This window comes from Lelliottia sp. SL45 (assembly GCF_026672535.1).
GTDB classification, from domain to species: Bacteria; Pseudomonadota; Gammaproteobacteria; order Enterobacterales; family Enterobacteriaceae; genus Enterobacter; species Enterobacter nimipressuralis.
In genome coordinates this window covers 777454-801483 of record NZ_JAPPRH010000001.1, presented here as the reverse complement: position 1 = coordinate 801483, position 24030 = coordinate 777454, and the positions used below count along the sequence as shown (strand labels likewise).

Here is a 24030-nt window from a genome sequence, read left to right as displayed (position 1 = left end):
GCCCGACTTCATCACGAGCGAGAGCTCAACAGGTCGGCCCGCATTCACCTGTTCAGCAATGCTGCACACCTCACACCCGGACAGGTGCTGGAGCCGCAGGCTGACGTCATTACGGCCCTGAAAAAGGGAGTGCTCCTCACGCTGGTGACCTTCCGTGGTGCCCGCGACTCCCGTCTGCACGTGTCGGTCTTGGGCCTGCCTTACACGGAACGTTACTGCTTCCGTCCGGCAGAGATCCCTCGCCCGGTCATCCCGGGGACGCTTCCGGCACGGATCGAAAGTCGCGAAAAAAATGATACTTACGCACACCTGGACGAGCAGGGCCGCTATCGGGTGAAGCTGGACTTCGACCGGGAGGGGACGGAAGCCGGTTACGGTTACCTGTGGCTGCGGATGGCGAAGCCGGTTGCCGGTGAAACGCTGGGCTGGCACCACGCCGCTCATCGACGGCACCGAAGTGGCGATTGCGTACAGCAACGGTGATATTGACCTGCCGTACATCGCGTATGCGCTGCATGACTCCGAACATCCCGACCTCGTGAACCGGGACAATCACACCCGAAATATCCTCAGGACGCCCGCCAACTCAAAACTGCGGATGGAAGACAAACGCGGCGAGGAGCACATCAAACTCGCCACGGAATACGGCAAGTCGCAGCTTAACAGCGGACACCTGGTGGACAACAAGGGAGCGTCTCGCGGCAGGGGCTCAGAATTACGTACCGATGAGTGGGGAACGCTGCGAGCCGCGAAAGGACTGTTCGTCAGTGCAGATGCCCAGGCGAAAGCCCAGGGGGAGGCACTGGACATGGATGCGGCGCTGAAGGAAATCGACAGACTTAATCAGCAACTGCAACAGCTGGAAATGGCCGCAGAAAAAGCGCAGGCGCTGAAGGGGGATGTCGACAGCCAGATACAGATGTTTGAGCAGCGGCTGAAACCGCTCAATGAAACGGTGCTTTTCTCGGCGCCGGATGGCATGGCCATGACCAGTGGCGAAGATATGCAGCTGACCGCTGGCCAAAATGTGGCCGTCAATGCCGGGGGCGATATCAGCGTCGGAACAATCGGCAATGCGACCCTGCTTTCCGGGGAGAAGCTGGGGCTCTTTGCCCGCACCGGTCAACTGAGCCTGAAATCCGGGGAAGGGCCAGTGGATGTCCAGGCGCAAAACGCCAGTATGCGGTTGTTCGCTGAGAAGAAGCTGACGCTGAGCTCGGCGAGTGACATGACTTTTGCCGGAAAAAAACGTATTACGCTGATTGGCGGAGGAAGCTATCTGAGGCTTGAGGCCGGGAAGGTCGAGTATGGTACGACGGCGTCGTACATGCGCAAAGTGAAGCGGACTATGGCTGCAGCAGCAATGTCAATTGAACCGCTGATGATAAAGGGAGCTGAGGTTTCCAGTGGCTTACCGGGGCAGGATAAAATTTCAGACTCTGTTTGCAAACCTAATGATGTTGTGGGTGTGGTTGAATCCTATTTTAGCGATGATCCGGTTCAGTTGGATTCTGTAAAAAGGAAGAGGAATGCTGCCGAAGACATTATTAAAACTGGAACTTTGCTGCTGGGGGAAAATCATCAGCAATCGGATAGCCGGGTGGTGCTACTTGATCTCATTGCAGGCGGGAAAATCAACAAATTGTTGCTGGAAATTCCCGACCATGATCTTCGCAGTCGCTTTGTGGAAATGAAAGGTAAGCCTCGAGAAAACTCTTCTGAGTGGGCCGCTACAAAGGACTTGATTGATAGAGTCGTCGGCAGGAGTGAAGCTCAAAACCGGGTAAAAATGAGCGATATCATTCACATTGCCCTTGCAGAGGGAATAGATGTGTACCCAATGGACCTGGAGAGCGTTGCCGGGGAGCGTCGTCAGGCAATGAGGCTACGTAACCTCCATATGGGGGACGTTTACAAGAAAGCGGCGACAGCTAATGAGCCTGGAGTCGCTGTTTTGGTTGGAGATGACCATCTTAAAACATTCCCCGGCCGCGCCGCATCAGGTTTTATGAGAGGACAGCAAGAAGTCCCTTCTTTAACTGATTGCTGCTCGTTATCTCCGGGGCAAGTATTGCGTGTCGACGGTGGAGAAATCTGAATGATTTTCAGGTAATAAATGAGCCAGTCAGTAATTCTTTGGTGTGACACGCATACTGTTTATGCGATTTTTTCAGCCAGTATGTAGCAATAAGTTTGAAGAAAAGGCGTCCGACAGTGGCCGAACAGATTTGGACTATTGCGGCTTATGACCTTAAAAACGATAAGGATCAAATCAGCACCAGGTCGTATTAATCGCTGCTGTGGATAAACATTAATTCTTAACAAAAGGTGAATACTGAAAGGTTGCTCTGGCTGCCATCGGGATGACAAAGACAGGTTACACCGGGACTCATTAAACCTGGAGCCGCCACCGGGCTTAAAACCCGTGAAAGTAATAGGCGTGAGTCAGTGAATTACATAAGGGCTGGCAGCGTTTTGGCTGCAAAAAAGGCGTATATAATTCTGCAACTGATCCTTCAATGTCAAAACAATGGATGCCCTGCAAACGGGATGTGTTCATATAATGAGTGATGTCCCGGGAACATAACACAGCTTCACTGTATGAAATACTCACCGGTCATTTTACCGGCGGCCTGAGCCTTAGCCAGGTTGATGAAAAAAATCAGGTCATTCTCTCGGTGCTCGATAACATGCAGCGCATCCTCAACTGCCGGGAGGGCACGCTGGCGCATCTGCCAGACTATGGCCTGCCGGATATGACCAGAGTTCTTCAGGGGATGCCGGGTACCGCCCATGAGCTGATGGGCACATTGTCTGCCGTGCTGCTCAGATATGAGCCGCGTCTGAAAAAAATCGCCGTGGTCCTGCTGGAGCAGAACGTCCCCGGCGAGTTGCGCTACGCCATTGATGCTGAGCTGAAGGGCATTGGCCCTGTACGCTACGGCACTGAATTTATGCCCGAAGGCCGCGTGCTGCTGCGACACCTGAAGAGTCAGCAGTATGTGGACTCAGCCACCCGTCTCTGAGGTCAGATAACATCATGTCACTAAAATCACAGTTTCTGAAAGAGGAGCAGGCCGGACAGCCCGCTCCGGTTGCATCAGCCACCTGGTGTCAGGCCGATATCGCAGAGTTTCACCTGAGAATGACGCTGCTTCAGGAGCAGATGGACGCGTGGCTCGACGGTACCGGGCTAAAGGTGGGAACGTTCAGCGTCTGCGTTACGGACCTGCTGGCGGAGGTTAGAGCATTTGATATCGACGGCATCGTACTGCGCGTGGACGACCGGGCGGTAAAGTTTACGCCGGTATTTTTGTACGGTCAGAGCGTGGTCGGATATGTGGACGTGACCCTTCACGCAGAAGGGTGCATCACTTCAGTGGGGCGTTTATTCATGCAGGCAGGTCAGCTTAACGACTGGCGACTGACTCAGCCAGGGGCACCGGCCCTCCCCGGAGAGCATTTTGACGAAGGCGCGTTTTTTGGCCTGATTTTATCGCTGCTGCCATAGCGGGCCTGCAGAACCCGCAAAACCGCGTGAAGCGGCTTAAGCAGAAAACAACGTCCCGGAATCCTGATATGGATATTCAGCCGTGAATAACATGACTCCCCGTAAAATCAAAACCGGTGGCGACCCCAGGTCGCTGCCGGATTATGCCGCCCTGCGCGATGAGCTGGGCAAACTCACGCATCCGGCACGTCCGGATGTGAACTGGCGATATGCCGAAAAACTCTGCCTCTCACTGTTTGAGCAGAACGGCGTGGAGCTGCAGACGGCAGCCTGGTATACGCTTGCCCGTTCACAGCTTGCCGGGCTGTCCGGGCTCAATGAAGGTCTGACAATAGTCGAGGCGCTGATAAGCCATCAGTGGAGGGCTCTGTGGCCGCAGCCGGTCCATGCCCGTGTGGAAATTCTCAGCAGTCTGAGCCAGCGTCTGCAGCAGCGGATGCGCTCGCTCCCGCTCAATGACAGCGACCTCAGCCAGCTGTACCGGGCGGAGCAGCTCCTTACCCGTCTGGGGGCGGTGCTGCAGCGCCTGGAGCTTAAGCATCTGAGCCAGTTCGATACGTTGCGCACGCTGATGCACAACAGCGCCGTCCGGCTGGAAAACAGCGATGGCATAACCAGCGCCGGGTCGGACATTCAGCCCGGTATCGTGTTGCCTTCCACCGTGATGAATGGTTCGACCGCATCCACGATAGACCTTGCTGGTGGTCCGGATGACGATTTCAGGGGACCAGACAGTGCAGTGAAGTGGGTATATGTCGCGCAGCCGAACGTGGACGTTCTGGCGACAATGCCCGCGCCGGTAAAAAAATGGAAATCCTTCGCCGCCGGGATGTGTACCATGCTGGTGATAAGCGCAACTGCAGCATTCGGCTGGCAGTATCTTCACCGTTCCGACCGGCTACAGACTCAGCTTGCTGCTTCACTGGCTCCGTTCCCGGCAACTCTCTCACCTGAACAACTGGATTTGTTGCGTCAGCAGACTCCGTTACCGAAGGATCTTATCGCACAGACACAGCAGCAGCTGGCCAGACTGGATGAATTACCTCCCGACTGGACTATCGCCTACGGCAGAAAACTTGCTGAACAGGCACGGACGCTGTGGCCGGAGCAGGCTAAGCCTCTGGTACAACAGTGGGAACAGCAGCTCAGTAGCGCCTTACTGCCAGCGGAACAGCTGAACGGCTGGCATCAGGGAATGACAATCCTGCAAAAACTGAGCGACAGGCTGAACGGGCTGGATGAGCAGAAAGGGAAATACATGACGGTCAGCGAGCTCAAATCACAGGTTTTTGCTGCTGCACAGGCATTCGGTAAAACGGTACCGGTTGAAGAACAGCTTCGGCAAATGAGCATTCCGGGTCTTTCACAGACAATCCCGGCCGCGCAAAAGATGCAGACAGAACTGCATCTTAAGCAGCTAATCACGCGGTATTCCGCCGTAACAGAACGCCAGTAACTGTCCTTACGCGTATTTTCGGAGTTTCAATGGATGAGAACGAGCTTCACAGAAATCACTGGTGCGAATGGTCAGCCGCAGACCTCACTTTTCTGGAAGTCAACTACCGTACCATGCCCCTGCCTGAGCTTGCCCGGACGCTGGGACGAACGCCGGGTTCCGTTCGCCTGATGGCTCATAAACTGGCCTGTCAGGAAAAGGCATCGCCACGATGGACCGCAGAAGAAGACGATATCATTCGTCGGCACTATGCTGCAGGCGCAGGCGCTGCTCTCATTGCGACGCTTCTTAAGGACAGAACGTCTTCGGCTGTCTTTACCCGGGCCGATACGCTGGGAGTGACCAGCGGCAGGTACTGGCGGGAGGAGGAGCGTCAAATTCTGAAGGAACACTATCCTGCTATCGGTTCCGGGGTGCTTAATCTGCTGCCAGGCAGAACCCCTGAGGCTATCAAAATAATTGCGGGAAGAATGGGGCTTCGTAAATCCAGCAGCAGCCGTGAGGGGTTCCGTCCGTGGAGTGAAGCAGAGTGGAGGCTGCTGGAGGAAAATATGCATCTCAGCATTGCTGAGCAGCAGGCAACACTGTTTCCGGACAGAACAAAACGAGCAGTGGAGAAGGCGCGCGAGCGATTACTCAAAAAAAAACGGGCTCTTTGTCGCGAGCTTAAGGCGTGATGCGTTAGCCAGTTGTCTTTAGTGCCGGATAACACCAGGTGAACCGTGCTGTTCGCCACGGGCAACACTTCAACTTTGTGGTGAGCATTTTCCCGTAACGCCGACGCCAGACCATGGCCGCCCGGAGCGGAATACGCAATAACGGCCTGCAGACAGCATGAATTTAAATTCCGCTATATGCAACGGCGATATCTCCATTATATCCACCCCGCATCATAAATTTCCGGTGCGGTTCGTAATATTCGAAATTCGCAAGCGAGAACTTAAATAAAAATCGCAAAGAAACGCTGCAGGCATATTTATATTTTAATTATGGAGGATCTGGTGCGTCAAGAAATCGTAAGACCATGCCGGCATTGTGGGGCGCTTATTTCAACTGATGCCACACAGTGTGCGTATTGTAAAGTCAGGAAGCCCTTTTCCGGACGGCGGGCAGAGCATTTACTGCCGTGGATACTCAGTGCCTTATTACTTGCCGGTTTTGTGTTATTTACCTCTTTTTACGGGTGATATATATGGCCTGCATATACAGGATGGCGGGAACGTCATTGCCTGAACTTATTTTCAAACAGCACCCGTTTGGGTGAAATTTTAAAATGGAGTTGTAAATGAAAGAGCTGAACATTACAGATGAAGTTGATAGGGCCGGTGAGTGGCTTGTAAAAAACCAGGGGTTATTAACCGAATATGCGGTCAATATTATTTCGGCCGCCGTCCTGTTAATTACCGGACTGATACTTGCCCGTCTTGTCAGTGCGGCGCTGGAGCGTGTGCTCTCCCGTCGCGGAATTGACGTGACGGTATCGGGCTTCCTTGCTGTCATGGTCCGCTATGCCATAGTGGCCTTCACGGTCATTGCCGTTCTCGGTCGTCTTGGCGTGCAGACCGCGTCGGTCATTGCCGTCATGGGGGCCGCCGGTCTGGCTGTGGGACTTGCCCTGCAGGGCTCGCTGTCTAACTTCGCCGCTGGCGTGCTGCTGGTGACGCTGCGACCACTTCGTACCGGTGAGTTTGTTGATGTGGGCGGTGTGGCCGGCATGGTTGACCGGGTGAGTATCTTTTCCACCACCCTGCGCACGCCTGATAACAAAATCATTATCGTGCCGAACGGCAAAATCATAGCCGGGGACATCATCAACTTCTCACGCGAGCCGCGTCGCAGGGTGGATATCACGGTGTCGGTTGCCTGGTCTGCCGATATTGAGCAGGTGAAGCGCGTGGTGAGTGATGTCGTTACGGCCGATGTCCGGATTATCCAGGAAAACGGCATTACGGTACGACTGAACGAGATGGCGCCGCCGGCGCTGAACTTCGTGGTGCGCTGCTGGACGGATACCGCCCTTTACTGGGATGTCTGGTTTGACCTGACGGAAGCCATCAAGCGCGGGCTCGACGACAACGGTATTCCTGCACCGCGCCCGCAGATGGATGTCAGCATCAGGAACGCCGGGCAGGAGCCTGCACGATGAGCACGCAAACGCATAACCGCGACCTGCCTCAGACCGTTCTTGGGGTTCTGCTGCTGCTCACGCTGCTGGTCTGCAGCGTCTGGATTATCCGCCCCTTTATACTGAGTGCCGTCTGGGCGGGGGTGATTGTCACCGCAACCTGGCCTCTCTTTCTCTGGCTGCGTCACAGAATGGGGAGCCGACGTCTGCCTGCCATTCTGGTGATGATGCTGTGCCTCTGTGGTCTGGTGTTACTGCCCATGGTGTATGGGATGACGGCATTATCCGCCGCGGTGTATGAGACGACAATAACTCAGTCCGGTTGGCGCTGATTATTCTGGCCGATTTTGTAATCTGAGCATCATGTACACGATCCCACAGGAAATGGCGTGACGCTCAATACTCATCAGGTCAGTTATTACATGACTCAACGTAAAAAAGGTGTAACCCAGCATATCTCGGCCATGAAGGCCGGTATCTCTGTTCGCTCAGGTCGCAGGATCGAAAAAGATCAGTGGTCTAAAACCGGTAATCGTCACTGGCGCACACGTAAAGATCCGCTTGAGGCCGTCTGGGACAACGAGCTTGTTCCCCTGTTGAAGGAAAGGCCCGCCCTGATGCCCACGACCCTGCTTGAAATGCTGCAGGATAAATATCCCGGTCAGTACCCCAACAGCCTCCGCAGGACAATGCAGCGGCGGGTCCGCGAGTGGAAGCTGCAGTATGGTGCTGAGCAGGAAGTGATGTTCCGGCAACTTCATCAGCCCGGCCTGCGCGGCCTGTCGGACTTTACCGAGCTCAAAGGTATAGTTGTCACCATCAATGGCAAGTTATTGACGCATAAGCTGTACCACTTCCGCCTTGAGTGGAGCCACTGGAGCTGGATGCGGGTCGTGCTGGGTGGTGAGAGCTTCTCTGCCCTTGCTGAAGGCCTGCAGGAAGCCCTCGGGCAACTGGGAGGTGTACCAACAGAGCATAAAACGGACAGTCTGCGGGCAGCATGGAAACATCAGGGTGAAGACGGGCGCCGCGAGCTGACTGAGCGCTATGCTGCCCTCTGCCAGCACTATGGTATGCAGGGCGTGCACAATAATGCCGGTCGTGGCCACGAAAATGGTTCGGTTGAAAGCGCCCACGGACATCTGAAAAGACGCATCCACCAGGCGCTGATGCTGCGGGGCAGTAATGACTTCAGCACCGTGGAAGAATACCAGGCCTTCATCACCCAGCAGGTTATGCGTCACAACCGTAACAATCAGGATCTGGTAAAGGAGGAGCGCCTCCACCTGAAGCCACTGCCGCTGCGTCGTAGCGCCGACTACGACGAGTTGACGGTAAGGGGTCAGTAGTAGCAGTACCATTAACGTCAAACTTGTCGTCTACAGCGTGCCTTCCCGGCTTGTTGGCCAGCTGTTACGGGTTCGGGTGTGGGATGATCGTCTGAGTTGTTACATCGGTAGTAACGAGGTTATGAGCTGCCCTCGCGTCAGACCAGAAAAGGGGAAAAGACGAGCCAGACGGATCGACTTCCGGCATGTGATCGACAGCCTGGCGAAAAAGCCCGGAGCCTTCTGCCATGCTACGCTGAGAAATGACATCCTGCCGGACGATGAATGGCGAAGACTGTGGCGTCGTCTGTGTAATCATCTGAAGCCTGAGATAGCAGGTCGTCTGATGGTGCACGCCCTGAAACTGGCTGCGGGCTATGACGATATCTCTATCGTGGCGCGGGGGATGGAGCAGATGCTGAATACTCCGGGTGAGCTGGATCTGCACCGCCTGATGCGGTTCCTGGGGATAAAGGAAAAGGAACTACCGGCGGTCAGTGTGGTTCAGCACAACCTGAGCAGTTATGAGCAGTTGCTGCGCGGAAAAGGAGGTCTGCAGTGAGCAATATCCACCTCCTTGAGCGTAGTCTGCGCAAACTGCGTCTGACCCGCGTCAGTGCGGAATGGCATGCGCTGGAGAAACGTGCGCTGGCGGAGGGCTGGACCCCGTCACGCTATCTGCTGACGCTGTGCAATGAAGAACTCCTGTGGCGCGAGAGCGAAAAGCTACGCCGCTATAAAAAGGAAGCCCGGTTGCCGGTGGCGAAAACGCTGGGTGAGTATGACTTCAGCCAGGTGCCGGAACTGAATAACGCTCAGTTCCGGCAGCTCTGCGAAACGACAGACTGGGTTGATGCCGGAGAAAACGTCCTGCTGTTCGGTGCCAGTGGTCTGGGAAAAAGCCATCTGGCAGCGGCGATCGTGGATGGCGTTATAGGGCTGGGCTACCGGGCCCGGTTCTACAGTGCCGGAGAGCTGCTGCAGGAGCTGCGTAAAGCGCGGACACAACTGAAACTGAACGAGCTTCTGCTGAAACTGGATCGCTACCGGGTGATAGTGATAGACGACCTCGGGTATGTCAAACGCGACAACGCGGAAACGGGTGTGCTGTTCGAGCTGATCGCACATCGTTATGAGCGTGGCAGTCTGGTCATCACCAGCAATCATCCGTTCAGCACGTGGGGCAGCATCTTCGTGGATGAAACGATGGCGGTGGCAGCAGCCGACCGGCTGATCCATCACGGATATATGTTCGAACTGAAGGGAGAAAGTTACAGGAAAAAGACAGCGAAGGCAGTAACCAACGTGGCGTAAAACCCCGCTCAATGGATGCGGCCAGAGTAGTTGGCGCAAGTCGGCAAAACTAGTTGACGTCTGATAGCGGTGAAAGGACTTATTGTCTGGCTGACTCACCCTGAACCCTCAGCCCTGCCGGCTCCTGAGGTTCTTTTGCGTATTCCGGTGGCCGGTCATTACCTGTATGACAAATGGATGATGTTCGTGCAAAGCGACATCTCCGTTATCGCAGGCGCGCTTAAGCCCTGGCTGATAACCGGTGCAAGGTTTGTTACAGACCAGCTCGCGGGTATGGGGATGCTGCTGGTAAACAGCATCATGATGCTGGCCCTCTGTCTGCTGCTTTATTTCTTCGGGGAACGTGTTGCACAGGGATTTCGTCGTTTTGCCTTCCGTCTGGCCCGCTCGCGTGGTGAGCACGCCGTTGAACTTGCCGGCAAAACCATCCAGGCGGTGGCGACCGGTGTGGTGCTGACGGATAACGGTTCAGCGTATACCGCGCATGAAACGCGGAGGTTCGCCAGAGAGCTGAATCTGGAGCCCTGCACAACAGCGGTGAGCAGCCCGCAGAGTAATGGCATGGCCGAGCGGTTCGTGAAGACGATGAAGGAGGACTATATCGCGTTCATGCCAAAACCGGATGTGAGAACAGCACTGCAAAAAGCATGCAGCAGCGTTCACGCATTAAAATGAAAACCACCCGCACAGCGCGCTGGGATATCACTCCCTAAGGTAATACCGGAGGCAGCGTTAACTTAAGCTAAAAAAGCTGTCCGGAGATGGCTGGTCAAGATCATACGCACCATTTCCACTAACATAAGTTTTGTGATTTAATCATCATGATGGGTAAGTTTTCTCTTAAAATTGAGCTATATCAAAGAAATGCTTACATTGCTAATTAATTGATTTACAAAGGACCTGATATGCAGTGTTTAGATTTAACATTTGAAGTCGTCAGCAATACCAATGCTACCGCCAACTATACGGGTGGGTGCTCTGGAGAGCGTAGCGACTGTTGCACTCGTGTATGCACAAGAGCTGGTAACGATGAGCAAAACTCAGCGTCGAATTTAGATGCTTGGGAAAAATACTTGGAGGTTAATGCCGGCGTTCTCCAATATTAATCTAAATTCAAAATCGCCCTTAACGGGCGATTTTATTAGGAATATACAATGGAATCAAAAAAATATAAAATAAAAGAAACTGTAGATATCTTTATATCGAACGAAGAACACACTGATAATATCACACTCACATTTCATGTGATGACAACGCGTGATAGATTAGAAATAAAAACTAATACAAATGTCGCTCGATTTATTGCCAGCCTTGATGGTATGAAAACTATAAATGATATAATTACTGAAATGGGATCCCTGCGCTCAAAAGATGTTGATAAACTGATTACTTTTCTGCTCAATCAAAATTTTATTTATGATATAAATAACATTTGTGATATTGAACCTCGTTTTTCACGACAAATTACTTTTTGGGACGATTTTGTTCTTGAACGACCAGGTATAGAAACTCAATATATGTTAGAGGGCAAAAATGTTGTTTTATTTGGGTGCGGAGCTGTAGGGGGGGGGATTATAGAAATACTTGTCCGTGCAGGCATTAAAAATATAGTTTTGGTTGATTATAAATCCCTATCAAAGTCACATGCAGCAAGACATTTTTATTATAACTATGAGAACCTCGGAAAACCAAAGGTAGATGTCCTGTCAGAATTCTTGAGTTCGATCGATAGTAGAGTAACAATAACAAAATATTTTGACAAACTTATACCTACTACTAATCTATCCTCTATTATTCCTGATGATACAGATCTGATTATTAATACTTGTGATGAGCCTTATATAGGTCATACTTCTTTAAAGCTTGGTCGATATGCTCAAGCAAGAGCCATTCCACTGTATGTATCAGGTGGATTTGATGCTCACTTAATGAGTTCAGGGGAATTAATATTCCCTCCACATACCCCCTGTATAGATTGTGCACAAAATACGTTTTCAAATGCATTAAAAGGATGGAATCCTGTATATAGCATAGTCAATAATCCTCAGCTAGAACTCTCAAAATCTATATATGATAATTATATTCCCGGTGGCCCCGGAGGATTAGCAATGATGAATGGTTTTTCAGCTAACCTATCTTGCATGAAAATAGTTCACTTCCTGTTGAATGATTCAGCATTTTCGTATGTAAATAATCGGTATGAATACCTTCCAAACGAAGGTAAAATGACTAATTTTGAATTGGTAAAACAAAGTGGATGCAAAATCTGTAATGAATAAATTTAGACTTCGGCAAAGTATTGGTATCGTCGTACATGATGATATTGTAGAGTTTTTTAAATCAAATATTAGAAAAAGTATAAAAATAAAAATCAACTTTCCAAATATAGTTCAACTCTTAAAAATGTTTGATGGGCGAACTTCGCTACAGGAAATTGTAGACAGTTACTCAGTAATCGATATTCAACAACTTGAAAAATTAGCTTTGTTTTTAAATGTAAACAATATAATTATCGATCAAGATTGCCAATACCCTGCAGAGCTAGTCACTGAACAATATCGAATGATCAATACGTTTGAAGACTACTGTTATACCACCAGTGAGGTTTTAGAATGTATAATTAATCTTAAAAAATCAAAAGTAATGATAGTAGGCATTGGAGCAGTCGGTAGTAATGTGGCAAAATATCTTGCTCATTGTAATGTTGGTTCGATAATATTTGTAGATCATGATAATGTAGATATAAGTAATTTACATCGTCAATTTTATTTTGAAGATGATATTAACTCTGATAAAAATATGGCACTACTCAACTCTTTGAAAAAGATATCTCCAGATATTAAGATTGACATCATCAATGACATTATCGATGATGATTTTTTTAAAAGAAATGTTTTACCCTCTGATATAGGTTTGATAATAAACTGCGCTGATGAACCTAATGTGGATTACACCAGTAAAATAATCGCTCTCTTTAGTATGACTCATAACATCCCACATATAGTTGGTGGGGGATATAATCTTCATCAAACCCTTATCGGTCAGACAATAATTCCATTTAAGTCTGCATGTTTTAATTGTTTTAATCTATTTTTAGGAAAAATAAATAGCAAAGATCTTGCTAATGTGAAGAAACTGCACAGGGTAAAACGAAAATTAGGTTCATTTGCACCGCTATCAGGTCTGGCTGCAAGCCTTGCAAGCTTAGACGCTATAAAATTACTTGCTGGGAAAGTAGAATATTTGCAACAAGAAAATAAAAGAGTCGAATTTAGCCTTAGAAGTTTATCTTTTAACGTCCAAGATGTTCCACGTGATCCAGAATGTGATTGGTGTAGAGGAAAGTATGAATAAAATTCTTTTTGAGGGAATAGCCACCCATAATTTAAAAAATTTAGATGTTACTATACCATTTAATACAATAACCGCTATTTATGGCCGCTCGGGTGCAGGAAAAAGTTCTTTAGCATTTTCATCAATTTATCAATTATGCAAAGATGAGTTTGATGCTGTAGAAAACGGGTATTTGAATGAAAGTGATTATAAAGTTGCAAATTTCAGTGGGTTAATTCCCGCCGTTGCCTTACCACAAAGAAATACAAATAACAACCCACGTTCAACTATATATTCATATCTTAATATAGCTCAAGCTTTGTCATCTTTAAAAGTCAAAAGATACGTAGCAGTACCTAATTATGATAAATTAAAAATAAACAATTATAAAAATGAATGTCCTCACTGCTTAGGGCTTGGCGAGATAGTAAGTGTGGATGAATCTGAATTAATTAATGAAAAATGTAGACTAGATCAAAAACCATTTTTATGTTGGCGGACTGGTGAATTATCTGATTATTATCACCAGTTACTTATGGTCTATTGTGATACGAATAATATAAAAGTAGATGATACTTTTTATTCACTATCACTTGAGAAGAAAAACCTAATACTATATGGAGAAAGCGCTGAGAAATTATCTTTTAGATTTAAACACAAAGGAAAAACTAAGCAAAGAAGGGCTTTTTATAAAGGCGTAATGTCTTTTGCTAATTCGAATATAGGACGAAGCCAAAACAATGCCAAGTATAAAAAGGAACAAAATTGCTCATTTTGTAATGGAAGCAGAATTAATCAAGAAACAGCCCAACTTGATGTTTTAGGATTTACGTTTTATGATTTTTTACTATCTCCTATCTCTGAATTATATAACATCTTGAAAAAAATTATAGGTGACTCAGTATTAATTAGAGTATTATCCTCAATAAATAATATGGGGTTGGGATATTTAAATTTGTCTCGTTCAATTCCCAGTCTTTCTGGGGGGGAAATACAAAAGCTTATTTTCAGCAGGCTTTTAACATCTAATACAACAGGTATTCTGATTGTTATAGATGAAATATCATCCCAAATTAATCCTGTGGATTTTGAAGACATATTTAAAAAATTAAAAAAATTATCAGAAAAAAATACAGTGATTTTAGTAGAGCACTCACAGTATTTCATAGATCTTGCTGATCAGCAAATCCATGTTGGTAAATACGCTGGTTCTTCTGGTGGGGAAATTTGTGAAAAAGAAAAAATTCAGTCACAAAAGAACCTCAACCCCAAAAATAATATATCGGGTTACTATTATTTTGAAGGGCTTAATAAAAATAACATCATTAATCAAAATGTACGTATCCCTAAAGAGTGTGTTACTGTTTTTTCTGGCATCTCCGGATCGGGGAAATCATCTTTAGCTAAAGCTATTTGTTGTCTTACCGATTCGATTTATATAAGCCAAAAATTGTCATCATATACAGGTCGTTCTACTGTCGCAACTATCACAGATTTGAATAAATTAATTGCGGAATTTTTCTCCAATACAACAAAGTTAGATGTAGAATATTTCCTTCCAAACAAACTTGGGGGGTGTAAAATTTGTGAGGGTAAGGGCGTGATTAAATATGAAAGGGGTTTTGAAAAGGATATCTACATATCATGTCATAAATGCGAGGGGAAACTGTTTGACCATAATATAGATGAAGTAAAGACTCAGATTAATGGTATGAATATAATGGATGTATATGATACTGAGTTGAAAGAGTTAAGCTCTTTTTTTAATAATGCTAAGATTAATACCATTATTGAAACTATCCATTCTCTTGGAATATCTCATCTGAAACTTAATAGAAAAACGCAGTCCCTATCAGGTGGTGAAATGCGTAGAATAAAACTATGTGAAATGCTCTCTAAGCCCAAAAAAACAAACAAAATATTGTTTATTGATGAACCTGTCGCCGGACTTGATTCTGAGACGGCTTCGAAGGTGTTGAATTTTATATATCAAAAAGTTAAATTATTCAATGCAATTGTCATTATAGAGCATAGGCCTGAGGCAGATGACTATGCCGACTTTAAAGTAATAATTGGACCTTTGTCTGGAAAGCAAGGCGGGCGAGTTATAGAGCAAAAGATCATTGAGTCCAATTGATGAATATAATTAACACATTATCTAATTAGCATGTGTAGTCATGGTATTAATTTAATGAAATATTAGGGGGGATACTTTGGAAGAGTTAAGATTTGATTTTTTAATTAGAACCTATCCCAGAAGGGATTGTCAGAATGTCGTAACTGATAATTTCTAAAGATGAAAAGATGAAAAGATGAAAAGATGAAAAGATGAAAAGATGACTGGCCGCAAATGGCGGATCAGCGATGAACGCTGGGAAAAAATGGCACCGCTTATCCTTGAGCACAAAACCTACCATCCACTCGGTACGCACCGGAAACGCGTTGATAACCGTGCCGCCAGGACGCCTTATTCTTCGTCCTAAGGACCGGTTGCCAGTGGAACCCCCTGAAGGCCACCGGGATATGCTCATCGAGTTCTGCACACCGGCGTTTCCAGGAATGGCGTGATGCAGGTGTCTTCGAGCGTTTCTGGCAGAACGGTTTACTTGCCTGCGAGCATGTGGACGGCATTGACTGGTCATGGCTGTCGATGGACGGCTGTATGGCCAAATCGCCACTGTCAGGAACAAAAAAACAGGCCGTAATCCCACAGACAGGGGGAAACAAGGCGTAAAGCGTAGCCTGCTGACTGACGCCATCGGTCTTCCTCTGTCGCTGGTCGTTGCAGCTGCAAACACGCACGACACAAGCTGGTTGCGGATACGCTCGATGTCCTTCAGACCGTGCGTCCGGGACAAAAACACAGACTCTGCCTGGACAAAGGTTACGATGTAGGCTGGCTGAAAACATATCTACAGAGCCGCTGCTACGAGCCACATATTCAGTCTCGCAAAGCGGAGTCTGACGCGAGTAAAGACACGAACTTTAAAGCCCATCGCAGGGTCGTCAAGAGAACTCATAGCTGGATAATCGCTTTTGCCGAATCCTGACCCGATGGGAAAAGAAGACAGAAATTACGAGGCTAAGTTGCAATTTGCCTGTGCTTTTAGCCGACAGTATTTCATCGTCTGCTTCGCCATTACGCCGTTGACAGAGTATGACCCACAAGCATTCGCATGCTTTCAAAAATTCTGCTTGAAAAACATGATTAAACAATAATTATTTTCATTTAAATCTATAAATTAATTTTGACTGCATTTTGGTTTGAAGCCTTGCGATTTAGACGTATTATTTTGAGATTAATCCACTTGCCATGCCTTCATTACTAAATTGCAAATGTGCATGGAAAATGATTTTAAGGTTATATATCATGGATTTATTGAAGTTTTTGGCGGCGGTTTTAGTCATTTACTTGTTGTTTTTTAGAAAGAAAAAATGTAAGTCTCCAAAGTCTTATGCTTCAAGCCCTGTGAAAGCACCGCCAAAAGAATGGCTCGCTGACATCAAGAAAAAAGAGGCGGTTGTGCGAAACGATGATAGTGAAGACGATAACCTTGCAACTTTTACATTGAGCGGTGGCCGGGGTGTTGAAGTTCGGGTGACAACCAATCATTACCGGAACACCTCCAAATCCGCAGGTGCACTAGCTCGATGGGTACTTCCGGGTGAGATGATAACTGTAGCTGGTGTAACAATTAGCGGTGGTCACATTTACGTGGGGCAACGTATGAAGCCCTCCGGTCAGGAATCAGGCGGCTATTATGACGATGGAAGTGAGGCATCATTAATTGATGACACATTTAAGATAAAACCTACTTCTTATCTTTACGAGGACAGTTCATTAGGATACTGGCCCAGTTTTTCATCTCTTTCCCCAGAAGCACGCGGTGCTTATGTCAGTTGGCTTGCCAGCGATAGGTCTGATCCATCGTGTCCTATCGGCTATGTTTTTATCTACCTCTATGGCCTGGAAAGAAAAGCGCTCATAGATTCCACTGACCCAAAATTCCCTGATGATGAGTTCCGTAATCTGTTCAATGAAGTCGCTCGGTTAAGATCGGTATTCATTGAGAACCGCTCCTTCCGTGGATATTCGACCCAATTACTCGAAGCCATGTCTATTCTGCGCCCGAACATGGGCGCCACTGAGCTCGATAGCAATTCAGGTTTCAGCAACAGCATGCAATTTAAGCTGGCTCTGGCAAAAACTGTACATGAAGGAGTTCCTGTATCAGCTGAACTGGCGTTGAACTGGGTAATAAACCATACCGAGTATTCGCTGCGTACCCCGGCTCGCCGCTGTGCTAAAGAGTTTGCTGCGCTTTTCAAACGGCGTTACACCCTCAAATATGGTGAAGGGAAGGTCGTTAAGGCAAATAAAACGCGCCTAAGGTTAGATTACACACCAGCAAGTCCTAGTTTGCGAGGTGTTCGACTTCCTGTTCCCGACCTGCCTGATCCAAGTGCGTTGAAGAGCCCTGTCCAGAAAATTATGGCTCTTGCCGACATATGTACGGATGAACTTGATGCTTATAGTCGCTACCTTGGTAGGAAAGGTACGTCAGTCAATGATACGGCTGCAATTATGTTGCTCCCTTCAGAGATCGTTAATGAAAGCGCAGAAAAAATATTAAGCTCATTCAAACGCTGGGCTGATGAGGCGATCCTCGTCAAGGAGGGTTTAGTCTCAGTTGCTGACTTTTGGGCACATATGAATACCAGTTGCCCCAATAAGATCAATAAAAAAGAGGCCGATTTGATGCAGGCCTTTGCTCTGAAGATGGGTTACGGTCTGGCACCTGACCCGTATTATCACCATGTGAAGGCGGATGTTGATGGGACACTTGTTCTATTCCCTGCCGCCGAAGGTGGACGCTTCTCACCTTCTCCTGAATTTATCTCAGCCGTAATGACGCTCAGATTAGGGGCGATGGTCGCCTTGATTGACGATTCTCTTGATCAAGCTGAACAGAAAGTGCTTGAGAATGCCATCAACAACAATCCTGGCTTCACCGATGATGAAAAACGCTCCCTACATGCGTATTTAACGTGGCAGCTTCATACCCCAGCCAATATGACAGGTATGAAAAGCAGGATTGAGTTGATGGGGGCCGCGGAAAAAGCTGCTGTGGGTAAGGTTATCGTTAGTGTTGCCTGTTCGGATGGGACAATAGCGCCTTCCGAAATCAAACAGCTTGAGAAGATTTATTCAAGTTTGGGGCTGGATCCCTCATCTGTCTCGAGCAATATACATCAGCATTCTGCAACTGAACATGATCTCGTCTCGTCTGTACCAACTGATCAGCCAGCAGCAGGGTTCACACTGGATGCTAATGTACTTGCCCGCCACGAATCTGCCACGGATGATGTTCGTAAATTGCTGAACACAATTTTCACCGACGAAGAACCGGAAGAGCCGGAAAGCGCTCCAGTCTCATTAGCGGAGGCGGTGGGCCTTGATTCCGCACATAGTCAGCTTTATCGCAGTTTGCTGGAGAAAGAACAGTGGTCCCGAAAAGAGGCGACAGAATTGTGCGGAAATTTGAATTTGATGCTCGGCGGTGCACTTGAGGTGATCAATGACTGGTCCTATGCGGTGGTTGATGCTCCGGTGCTGGACGATGCCGATGATGATATCTGGGTTGACCTGGAAATTGCCAAAGAATTAGAGGGATAGTGAATGTCTGTAACACGTATAAGAGTGAAAGAACGCGACGCTATTATTCAGTCACTTAAGTCAGGTGTAACACCAAGGATAGGTATTCAGCATATCCAGGTTGGCCGTGTGAATGAGATCACCGCTCTCCATCAGGATATTGAGAGGATCGCTGACGGTGGGGCAAGCTTCAGACTTATCATCGGTGAGTACGGTTCAGGTAAAACTTTCTTTCTGAGTGTTGTGCGCTCTATTGCGTTAGAGAAGAAGCTGGTGTCAGTCAGTGCTGACCTTTCTCCTGACAGACGTATTCACTCATCGGGAGGTCAGGCTCGTAACCTCTATTCAGAGCTTATGAAAAACATGTCCACCAGAAACAAGCCGGATGGTAATGCGTTACTTAGCGTTGTTGAAAGGTTCGTTACGGAGGCAAGGAAGGAAGCTGACACGGACGGCTCCGAGGTTTCATCAGTTATTCATAAACGCCTGGCAGCTCTGTCAGATATGGTGGGTGGATATGACTTTGCGAAGGTCATTGATGCATTCTGGCGCGGGCATGAACAGGATAACGAAACGCTAAAATCCAATGCTATTCGCTGGTTGCGGGGAGAGTACACCACCAAAACTGATGCCCGTAACGATCTCGACGTTCGGACTATTATCTCAGACGCTTCATTCTATGATTCTTTGAAGCTGATGAGCCTTTTTGTCCGCCTGGCAGGCTATGCCGGTCTTTTGGTCAGCCTCGACGAAATGGTGAACCTCTTTAAGCTGAATAATACGCAAGCAAGAACAGCGAACTACGAACAGATTTTGCGGATCCTGAATGACTGCCTGCAAGGCTCAGCCGAGAACATTGGTTTTATCCTTGGGGGGACGCCAGAGTTCCTTTTCGATCCGCGTAAAGGTCTTTACAGCTATGAGGCGCTCCAGTCGCGTCTGGCGGAAAACCGGTTCGCGCAAAAAGCAGGGGTGATTGACTACTCATCCCCCACTTTGCATCTTGCCAGCCTCACCCCTGAGGAACTGTATATTTTGCTGAGAAATCTTCGCCATGTTTATGCAGGCGGAGAGCCAGAGAATTATCTGGTACCAGATGAGGCACTGACTGGATTCCTGCATCACTGTAGTAAAACCATTGGAGACGCTTACTTCCGTACCCCTCGTAATACCATAAAAGGTTTCCTGGACATGCTGGCCGTGCTGGAACAAAACAGAACGATGAACTGGCAAACACTCATCGAGGGTGTGGCGATTGAAGAGGACAGGCCCAGCGATATGGATGACGCCACTACGGAGGAAAGCGTTGACGACGACGGACTGGCGAACTTCAAACTATGAGCAGTGCCTACGATAGCCTCGATCCCCGCATCCGTAAGTGGGTTTACAAGCAGGGGTGGTCTACATTAAGGCCCTTGCAGGAGAGTTCTATCCCGGCAATTTTAGCCCGTGATCGAGACGTGCTAATCAGTGCTGGTACAGCAGCGGGTAAAACAGAGGCTTTCTTTCTTCCTGCCTGTTCGGCAGTTGCAGATCTCACGAATGGATTTGGCATCGTCTATATCAGTCCGTTGAAGGCATTGATTAACGATCAGTATCGTCGTCTTGAGAGCCTTGGAGATGCATTGGAAATGCCAGTGACTCCCTGGCACGGAGATGTACCACAAAGCAAAAAGAAGAAGGTTCGGACTAACCCTGCGGGCATTTTACTGATTACACCTGAGTCACTTGAGTCTTTGCTAATAAATTCAATGGGCTGGCTCAAACAGGCGTTTTCTTCAGTCGCATACATCGTTATTGATGAGTTTCATGCTTTTATTGGCTCAGAGCGTGGTGTACAGCTGCTTTCTCTGCTCAATAGAATTGACCATGTGCTAGGTCGCCAGGTAAATCCAATTCCCCGCGTTGCGTTGAGTGCCACGCTGGGGGAACTGGAGAAAGTGCCCGAAATGTTGCGCCCGGACAAACGACTCCCCTGCGTAACTATTACAGATAGTAATAGCACGGCCACTCTTCAGGTACAGGTCAAAGGATACCTGGAGCGAGTGATCCAAAAAGAGGAAGAACTTCAGAGTTCAGCTGAACATGACGTTTGCGCTGACATTTTTAGACTTTGCCGTGGCGATTCTCATTTGGTCTTTGCAAACAGCCGAAAGCGCACTGAAAGCATTGCGGCAACGCTGAGCGACATGTGTGAGGAACATATTGTTCCCGATGAATTCTTTCCCCACCATGGTTCCCTTGCCAAGGAATTGCGGGAGGCGCTTGAAACTCGTCTTCAGAAAGGAAATTTGCCCACAACAGCTGTTTGTACAATGACGCTTGAGTTGGGAATTGATATCGGTAAGGTTAAGTCGGTTATCCAGGTTACGCCTCCGCATTCTGTTTCCAGTTTGCGCCAGCGTATGGGGCGTTCTGGGCGACGCGACTCCCCATCAGTACTCAGAATGCTAATTACAGAAAATGAGCTTACTGTGGGTAGCAGTATCGTTGATCACCTACGACTCCAGTTGGTGCAGTCGATGGCAATGATCAGGTTGATGATCTCTAAACAGTGGTTTGAGCCTGCCGATTCCCGGCAGATGCATTACTCCACGCTGCTACACCAGATTCTTGCTATTACCGCACAATGGGGTGGAGTTCGTGCCGACCAGCTCTGGTCACAACTATGCCAGACAGGGCCGTTCAGAAATGTAGATTTAAACGATTTCAAAAACCTGCTTAAACATATGGGGGCATGTGGCCTGCTCACTCAACTTGCTAGTGGGGAAATGGTTGTTGGGGCAGAGGGAGAGAAACTGACTAACCATTACACGTTTTATGCCGTGTTCAATACACCAGAAGAGTTCCGCATTGTCACCGGAAACAGAACCCTTGGAACAGTGCCTGTGGACTCCCCACTGCTACCAGACCAACACATCATCTTCGGTGGGCGGCGCTGGAAAGTGACAGAGATCGAGATAGAGAAAAAAATTATCTATGTAGAGGCAACCAAAGGCGGTCAGCCACCACAATTTAGTGGGGGAGGTATGTCTGTTCATGATGCCGTTCGTCAGGAAATGCTCGCTATCTATAGGGAAGGTGATTACCGCATAGCAGTAGGTAGTAAGAAAGTAGATTATGCCGATACTGCCGCCAGAAACCTATTTGCGGAAGGCTGTAGTAACTTTCAGCGTTTTAAACTTCAAAATGAGTGTTTTATTACGAGTGGACAACACTGTTATGTAATACCCTGGATGGGGGATAAAGTTGTCAATACGATTACAGCCTTGCTCATACGCTGTGATTTTAAAGCAAATTCATTTGCTGGTGTTATAGAAATCGATAATTCAAGTGTGGCTTCCGTTCAGCACGCGCTTAAAAAAATGCTGTTGTCAGACTTACCCTCTGCATTTGATCTTGCGGCAGATGTTCCAGAAAAATACCTGGATAAATATGACGAGTATTTACCAGAGTCCCTTCTTGCGAAGGGATTTGGGGAAAAAGCGTATGACATTGAAGGCACTTGTATTTGGTTGAAGCAGCACCTTCAGTAAACTGGTTACGTAATAAGGGAGAGATGTTCCCCCTAAGAACCTATCCCAGAAGGCAATGTCAGAATGTCGTAACTGGTAGTATTGCGTGATTATCAGACTGCCACTGGAATCATTAACGCGGCTGGCAAGGTTGACATAAAACGCACCGTTGTCAGTCCGCGCTACTACTTGAGCGGTGCCGCATTTCTGGTTGGCTTTAAAGGTGACAGGTCTCTGCTGGTTCAAATCCATCAGGCGCTGAAAACGCCCCACTGGCCCCCTTGTAAGTATCCCGGTAAAACGAACCATTCACTTTTAGAGATCTTCCGACATACGTAATGGGTGTGCTGTTCGAGCTGATCGCCCATCGCCGGACTGAGTTATTGTCGTCTCATATACCAGTACTGGCTTAATGGCTACATACGGCGCTGGCTTTACGTATATGGTCTTCCCCCGTATTGCAAGACGGCAGTCATAATGATAGTGACAGGTTTGCTTTCGTATATCCGGCCTGTTTTTGAAGCGAATCGCTTCTGGCCTTGATGAATCATCCGCACATACCGTCCTTCACGCTTACACGGCTTTAATAGCCTCGTAAAGCTCACAGGTTTTCAGCATGCAGGTTTGACCTGTTTGTCATCGTTTCTGCATTCTTCGCAATTTCAGGTTAGCTTTGATTGCACTAAAAAAAACAATAAATTACTGATTTTTCACTACTACTGGTAAATACAATTCATTTCGAGTGATGATTACCCAGGAGATCCGTAACAGCTTATTCGCAAGGGCAACAACTGCCCGATTAAAACCTCGTTTTTCCCTGACGCGATTAACCCATACACTGAGCGGGTCAGTTTTTTCGGCAGCCCTGAACAGAACAGCCCTCGCACCATGTACCAGCATAGATCTGACATACTGGTTGCCGCACTTTGTTATGCTCAGCAGCACCTGCTTTCCACCGGTACTAAACTGCCGGGGAACCAACCCTAAGGCAGCAGAGGCATCTCTTCCTCGCTTAAATTGTTTACCATCACCCATCCAGCTTTTTATTGCCTGGCTGACCAGAGGACCGAACCCTGGAATAGCTAGCAGCCGTTTACATACAGGATCTTGGTTAACGTATTTTTTCTGCTCGCCATTATACCATTCCAGTTCATCGTCCAGCGTAACTAGCCGGATGTACTGTCGATGCAGCAGTGCTCTCATTGTACCAGTGAGCTCATTTTCTGCATCCTCAAGTAATGCTGGTAGCGCTCGACGCAGTTCTGTCGCACCTTTATTCAGCACAATACCGTATTCAGCAAGAAGCCCACGTACATGATTTATCAGTTGTGTCCGCTCCATTGAAATTAGCTGGCGCATTTTTAAAAACGTCTGAATATCCTGCTGGTCAAGCGTTTTTATGGGTACAGGCCGGATAGTTCCATGCTGACAGGCCTCAGCAATTGCCTGTGCATCGTTATAATCATTTTTCTGGCGTCGCTGATAAGCTCTGACGTGCTGAGCCGGAAGCAATATCGCTATATGGCCGAGTTTTTGTATCTCCCGGGCCCAGTGATGCGATGCCCCACACGCTTCCATAGCGACGGTCATGGGCGGTTGCTGAGCCAACCAGTTGAGTAAGTTACTGCGCGAAAGTTTGATCTTTCCAGCTGGTTTCCCGTAGGCGTTGATACTGAAAAGATAAAAGTTCGTTTTAGCAAGATCGATGCCGGTGATTTTCATTTCAGACATGGTATCCCTCTTACTTTCTCTTCTGATTAAAGTTTATCCATCATGGCGGATATTGGTGCTG

Annotated in this window: 15 protein-coding genes and 4 pseudogenes; 18 read left to right on the top strand and 1 reads right to left on the bottom strand. The window is 47.9% G+C overall.

Annotated features, from left to right (window positions below; genetic code table 11):
* The 18 genes and pseudogenes from OVA10_RS26040 to OVA10_RS26105 form a co-directional block, all read left to right on the top strand.
* Positions 1-1372: pseudogene (locus OVA10_RS26040) on the top strand (DUF2345 domain-containing protein); the annotation flags it as partial.
* Positions 1373-2570: 1198 nt separating this feature from the next.
* Positions 2571-3026 (top strand): type VI secretion system baseplate subunit TssE, encoded by a 456-nt coding sequence (gene tssE / locus OVA10_RS03860; protein WP_268195351.1) that lies wholly within the window; start codon positions 2571-2573, stop codon positions 3024-3026.
* Positions 3027-3040: 14 nt separating this feature from the next.
* Positions 3041-3511 (top strand): hypothetical protein, encoded by a 471-nt coding sequence (locus OVA10_RS03855; RefSeq protein ID WP_268195349.1) that lies wholly within the window; start codon positions 3041-3043, stop codon positions 3509-3511.
* Positions 3512-3593: 82 nt separating this feature from the next.
* Positions 3594-4967: a VasL domain-containing protein gene (locus OVA10_RS03850; protein WP_268195347.1), complete on the top strand. Its 1374-nt coding sequence runs from the start codon at positions 3594-3596 to the stop codon at positions 4965-4967.
* A 29-nt stretch (positions 4968-4996) separates the two neighbouring features.
* Complete coding sequence (locus OVA10_RS03845) at positions 4997-5644, top strand: hypothetical protein (RefSeq protein WP_268195345.1); 648 nt, start codon at positions 4997-4999, stop codon at positions 5642-5644.
* A gap of 608 nt (positions 5645-6252) precedes the next feature.
* Positions 6253-7113 carry a small-conductance mechanosensitive channel MscS gene (gene mscS, locus OVA10_RS03840; RefSeq protein ID WP_268195344.1) on the top strand — a complete coding sequence of 287 codons (861 nt, stop codon included), beginning with the start codon at positions 6253-6255 and terminating at the stop codon, positions 7111-7113.
* On the top strand, positions 7110-7424 hold the full coding sequence (locus tag OVA10_RS03835; protein ID WP_268195343.1) for a hypothetical protein: 315 nt from the start codon (positions 7110-7112) through the stop codon (positions 7422-7424). The genes mscS and OVA10_RS03835 overlap by 4 nt, the downstream gene beginning before the upstream one ends.
* 57 nt (positions 7425-7481) lie before the next feature.
* Positions 7482-8982, top strand: a pseudogene (gene istA / locus OVA10_RS03830) (IS21 family transposase).
* Positions 8979-9734, top strand: a complete 756-nt coding sequence (gene istB / locus OVA10_RS03825; RefSeq protein WP_174340113.1) for an IS21-like element ISEc10 family helper ATPase IstB — start codon at positions 8979-8981, stop codon at positions 9732-9734. Before istA ends, istB begins: the two are co-directional and overlap by 4 nt.
* A gap of 453 nt (positions 9735-10187) precedes the next feature.
* Positions 10188-10452 (top strand): annotated as a pseudogene (locus tag OVA10_RS03820) (integrase core domain-containing protein); the annotation flags it as partial.
* A gap of 436 nt (positions 10453-10888) precedes the next feature.
* Positions 10889-12013 carry a ThiF family adenylyltransferase gene (locus OVA10_RS03815; RefSeq protein WP_268195341.1) on the top strand — a complete coding sequence of 375 codons (1125 nt, stop codon included), beginning with the start codon at positions 10889-10891 and terminating at the stop codon, positions 12011-12013.
* Positions 12006-13088: a HesA/MoeB/ThiF family protein gene (locus OVA10_RS03810; protein ID WP_268195339.1), complete on the top strand. Its 1083-nt coding sequence runs from the start codon at positions 12006-12008 to the stop codon at positions 13086-13088. Before OVA10_RS03815 ends, OVA10_RS03810 begins: the two co-directional genes overlap by 8 nt.
* Positions 13081-15204, top strand: a complete 2124-nt coding sequence (locus OVA10_RS03805) for an ATP-binding cassette domain-containing protein (protein WP_268195337.1) — start codon at positions 13081-13083, stop codon at positions 15202-15204. Before OVA10_RS03810 ends, OVA10_RS03805 begins: the two co-directional genes overlap by 8 nt.
* 199 nt (positions 15205-15403) lie before the next feature.
* Positions 15404-16172 (top strand): annotated as a pseudogene (locus OVA10_RS03800) (IS5 family transposase); the annotation flags it as partial.
* A 265-nt stretch (positions 16173-16437) separates the two neighbouring features.
* Positions 16438-18744 (top strand): tellurite resistance TerB family protein, encoded by a 2307-nt coding sequence (locus OVA10_RS03795; protein ID WP_264438947.1) that lies wholly within the window; start codon positions 16438-16440, stop codon positions 18742-18744.
* A gap of 3 nt (positions 18745-18747) precedes the next feature.
* On the top strand, positions 18748-20064 hold the full coding sequence (locus tag OVA10_RS03790) for an ATP-binding protein (RefSeq protein WP_268195335.1): 1317 nt from the start codon (positions 18748-18750) through the stop codon (positions 20062-20064).
* Positions 20061-22259, top strand: coding sequence for a DEAD/DEAH box helicase (locus OVA10_RS03785; RefSeq protein ID WP_264438950.1), 2199 nt, complete (start codon positions 20061-20063; stop codon positions 22257-22259). The genes OVA10_RS03790 and OVA10_RS03785 overlap by 4 nt, the downstream gene beginning before the upstream one ends.
* 81 nt (positions 22260-22340) lie before the next feature.
* A complete protein-coding gene (locus OVA10_RS26105) occupies positions 22341-22577 on the top strand; it encodes a type I-E CRISPR-associated protein Cas5/CasD (RefSeq protein WP_442786961.1) in 237 nt (78 codons plus the stop codon).
* A 360-nt stretch (positions 22578-22937) separates the two neighbouring features.
* On the opposite strand, the gene OVA10_RS03780 is transcribed toward OVA10_RS26105, so the two are convergent.
* Entirely contained in the window at positions 22938-23969 is a 1032-nt protein-coding gene (locus tag OVA10_RS03780) for an IS110 family transposase (protein WP_264438952.1), read from the bottom strand.
* Between the last annotated feature and the right edge of the window lie 61 nt (positions 23970-24030).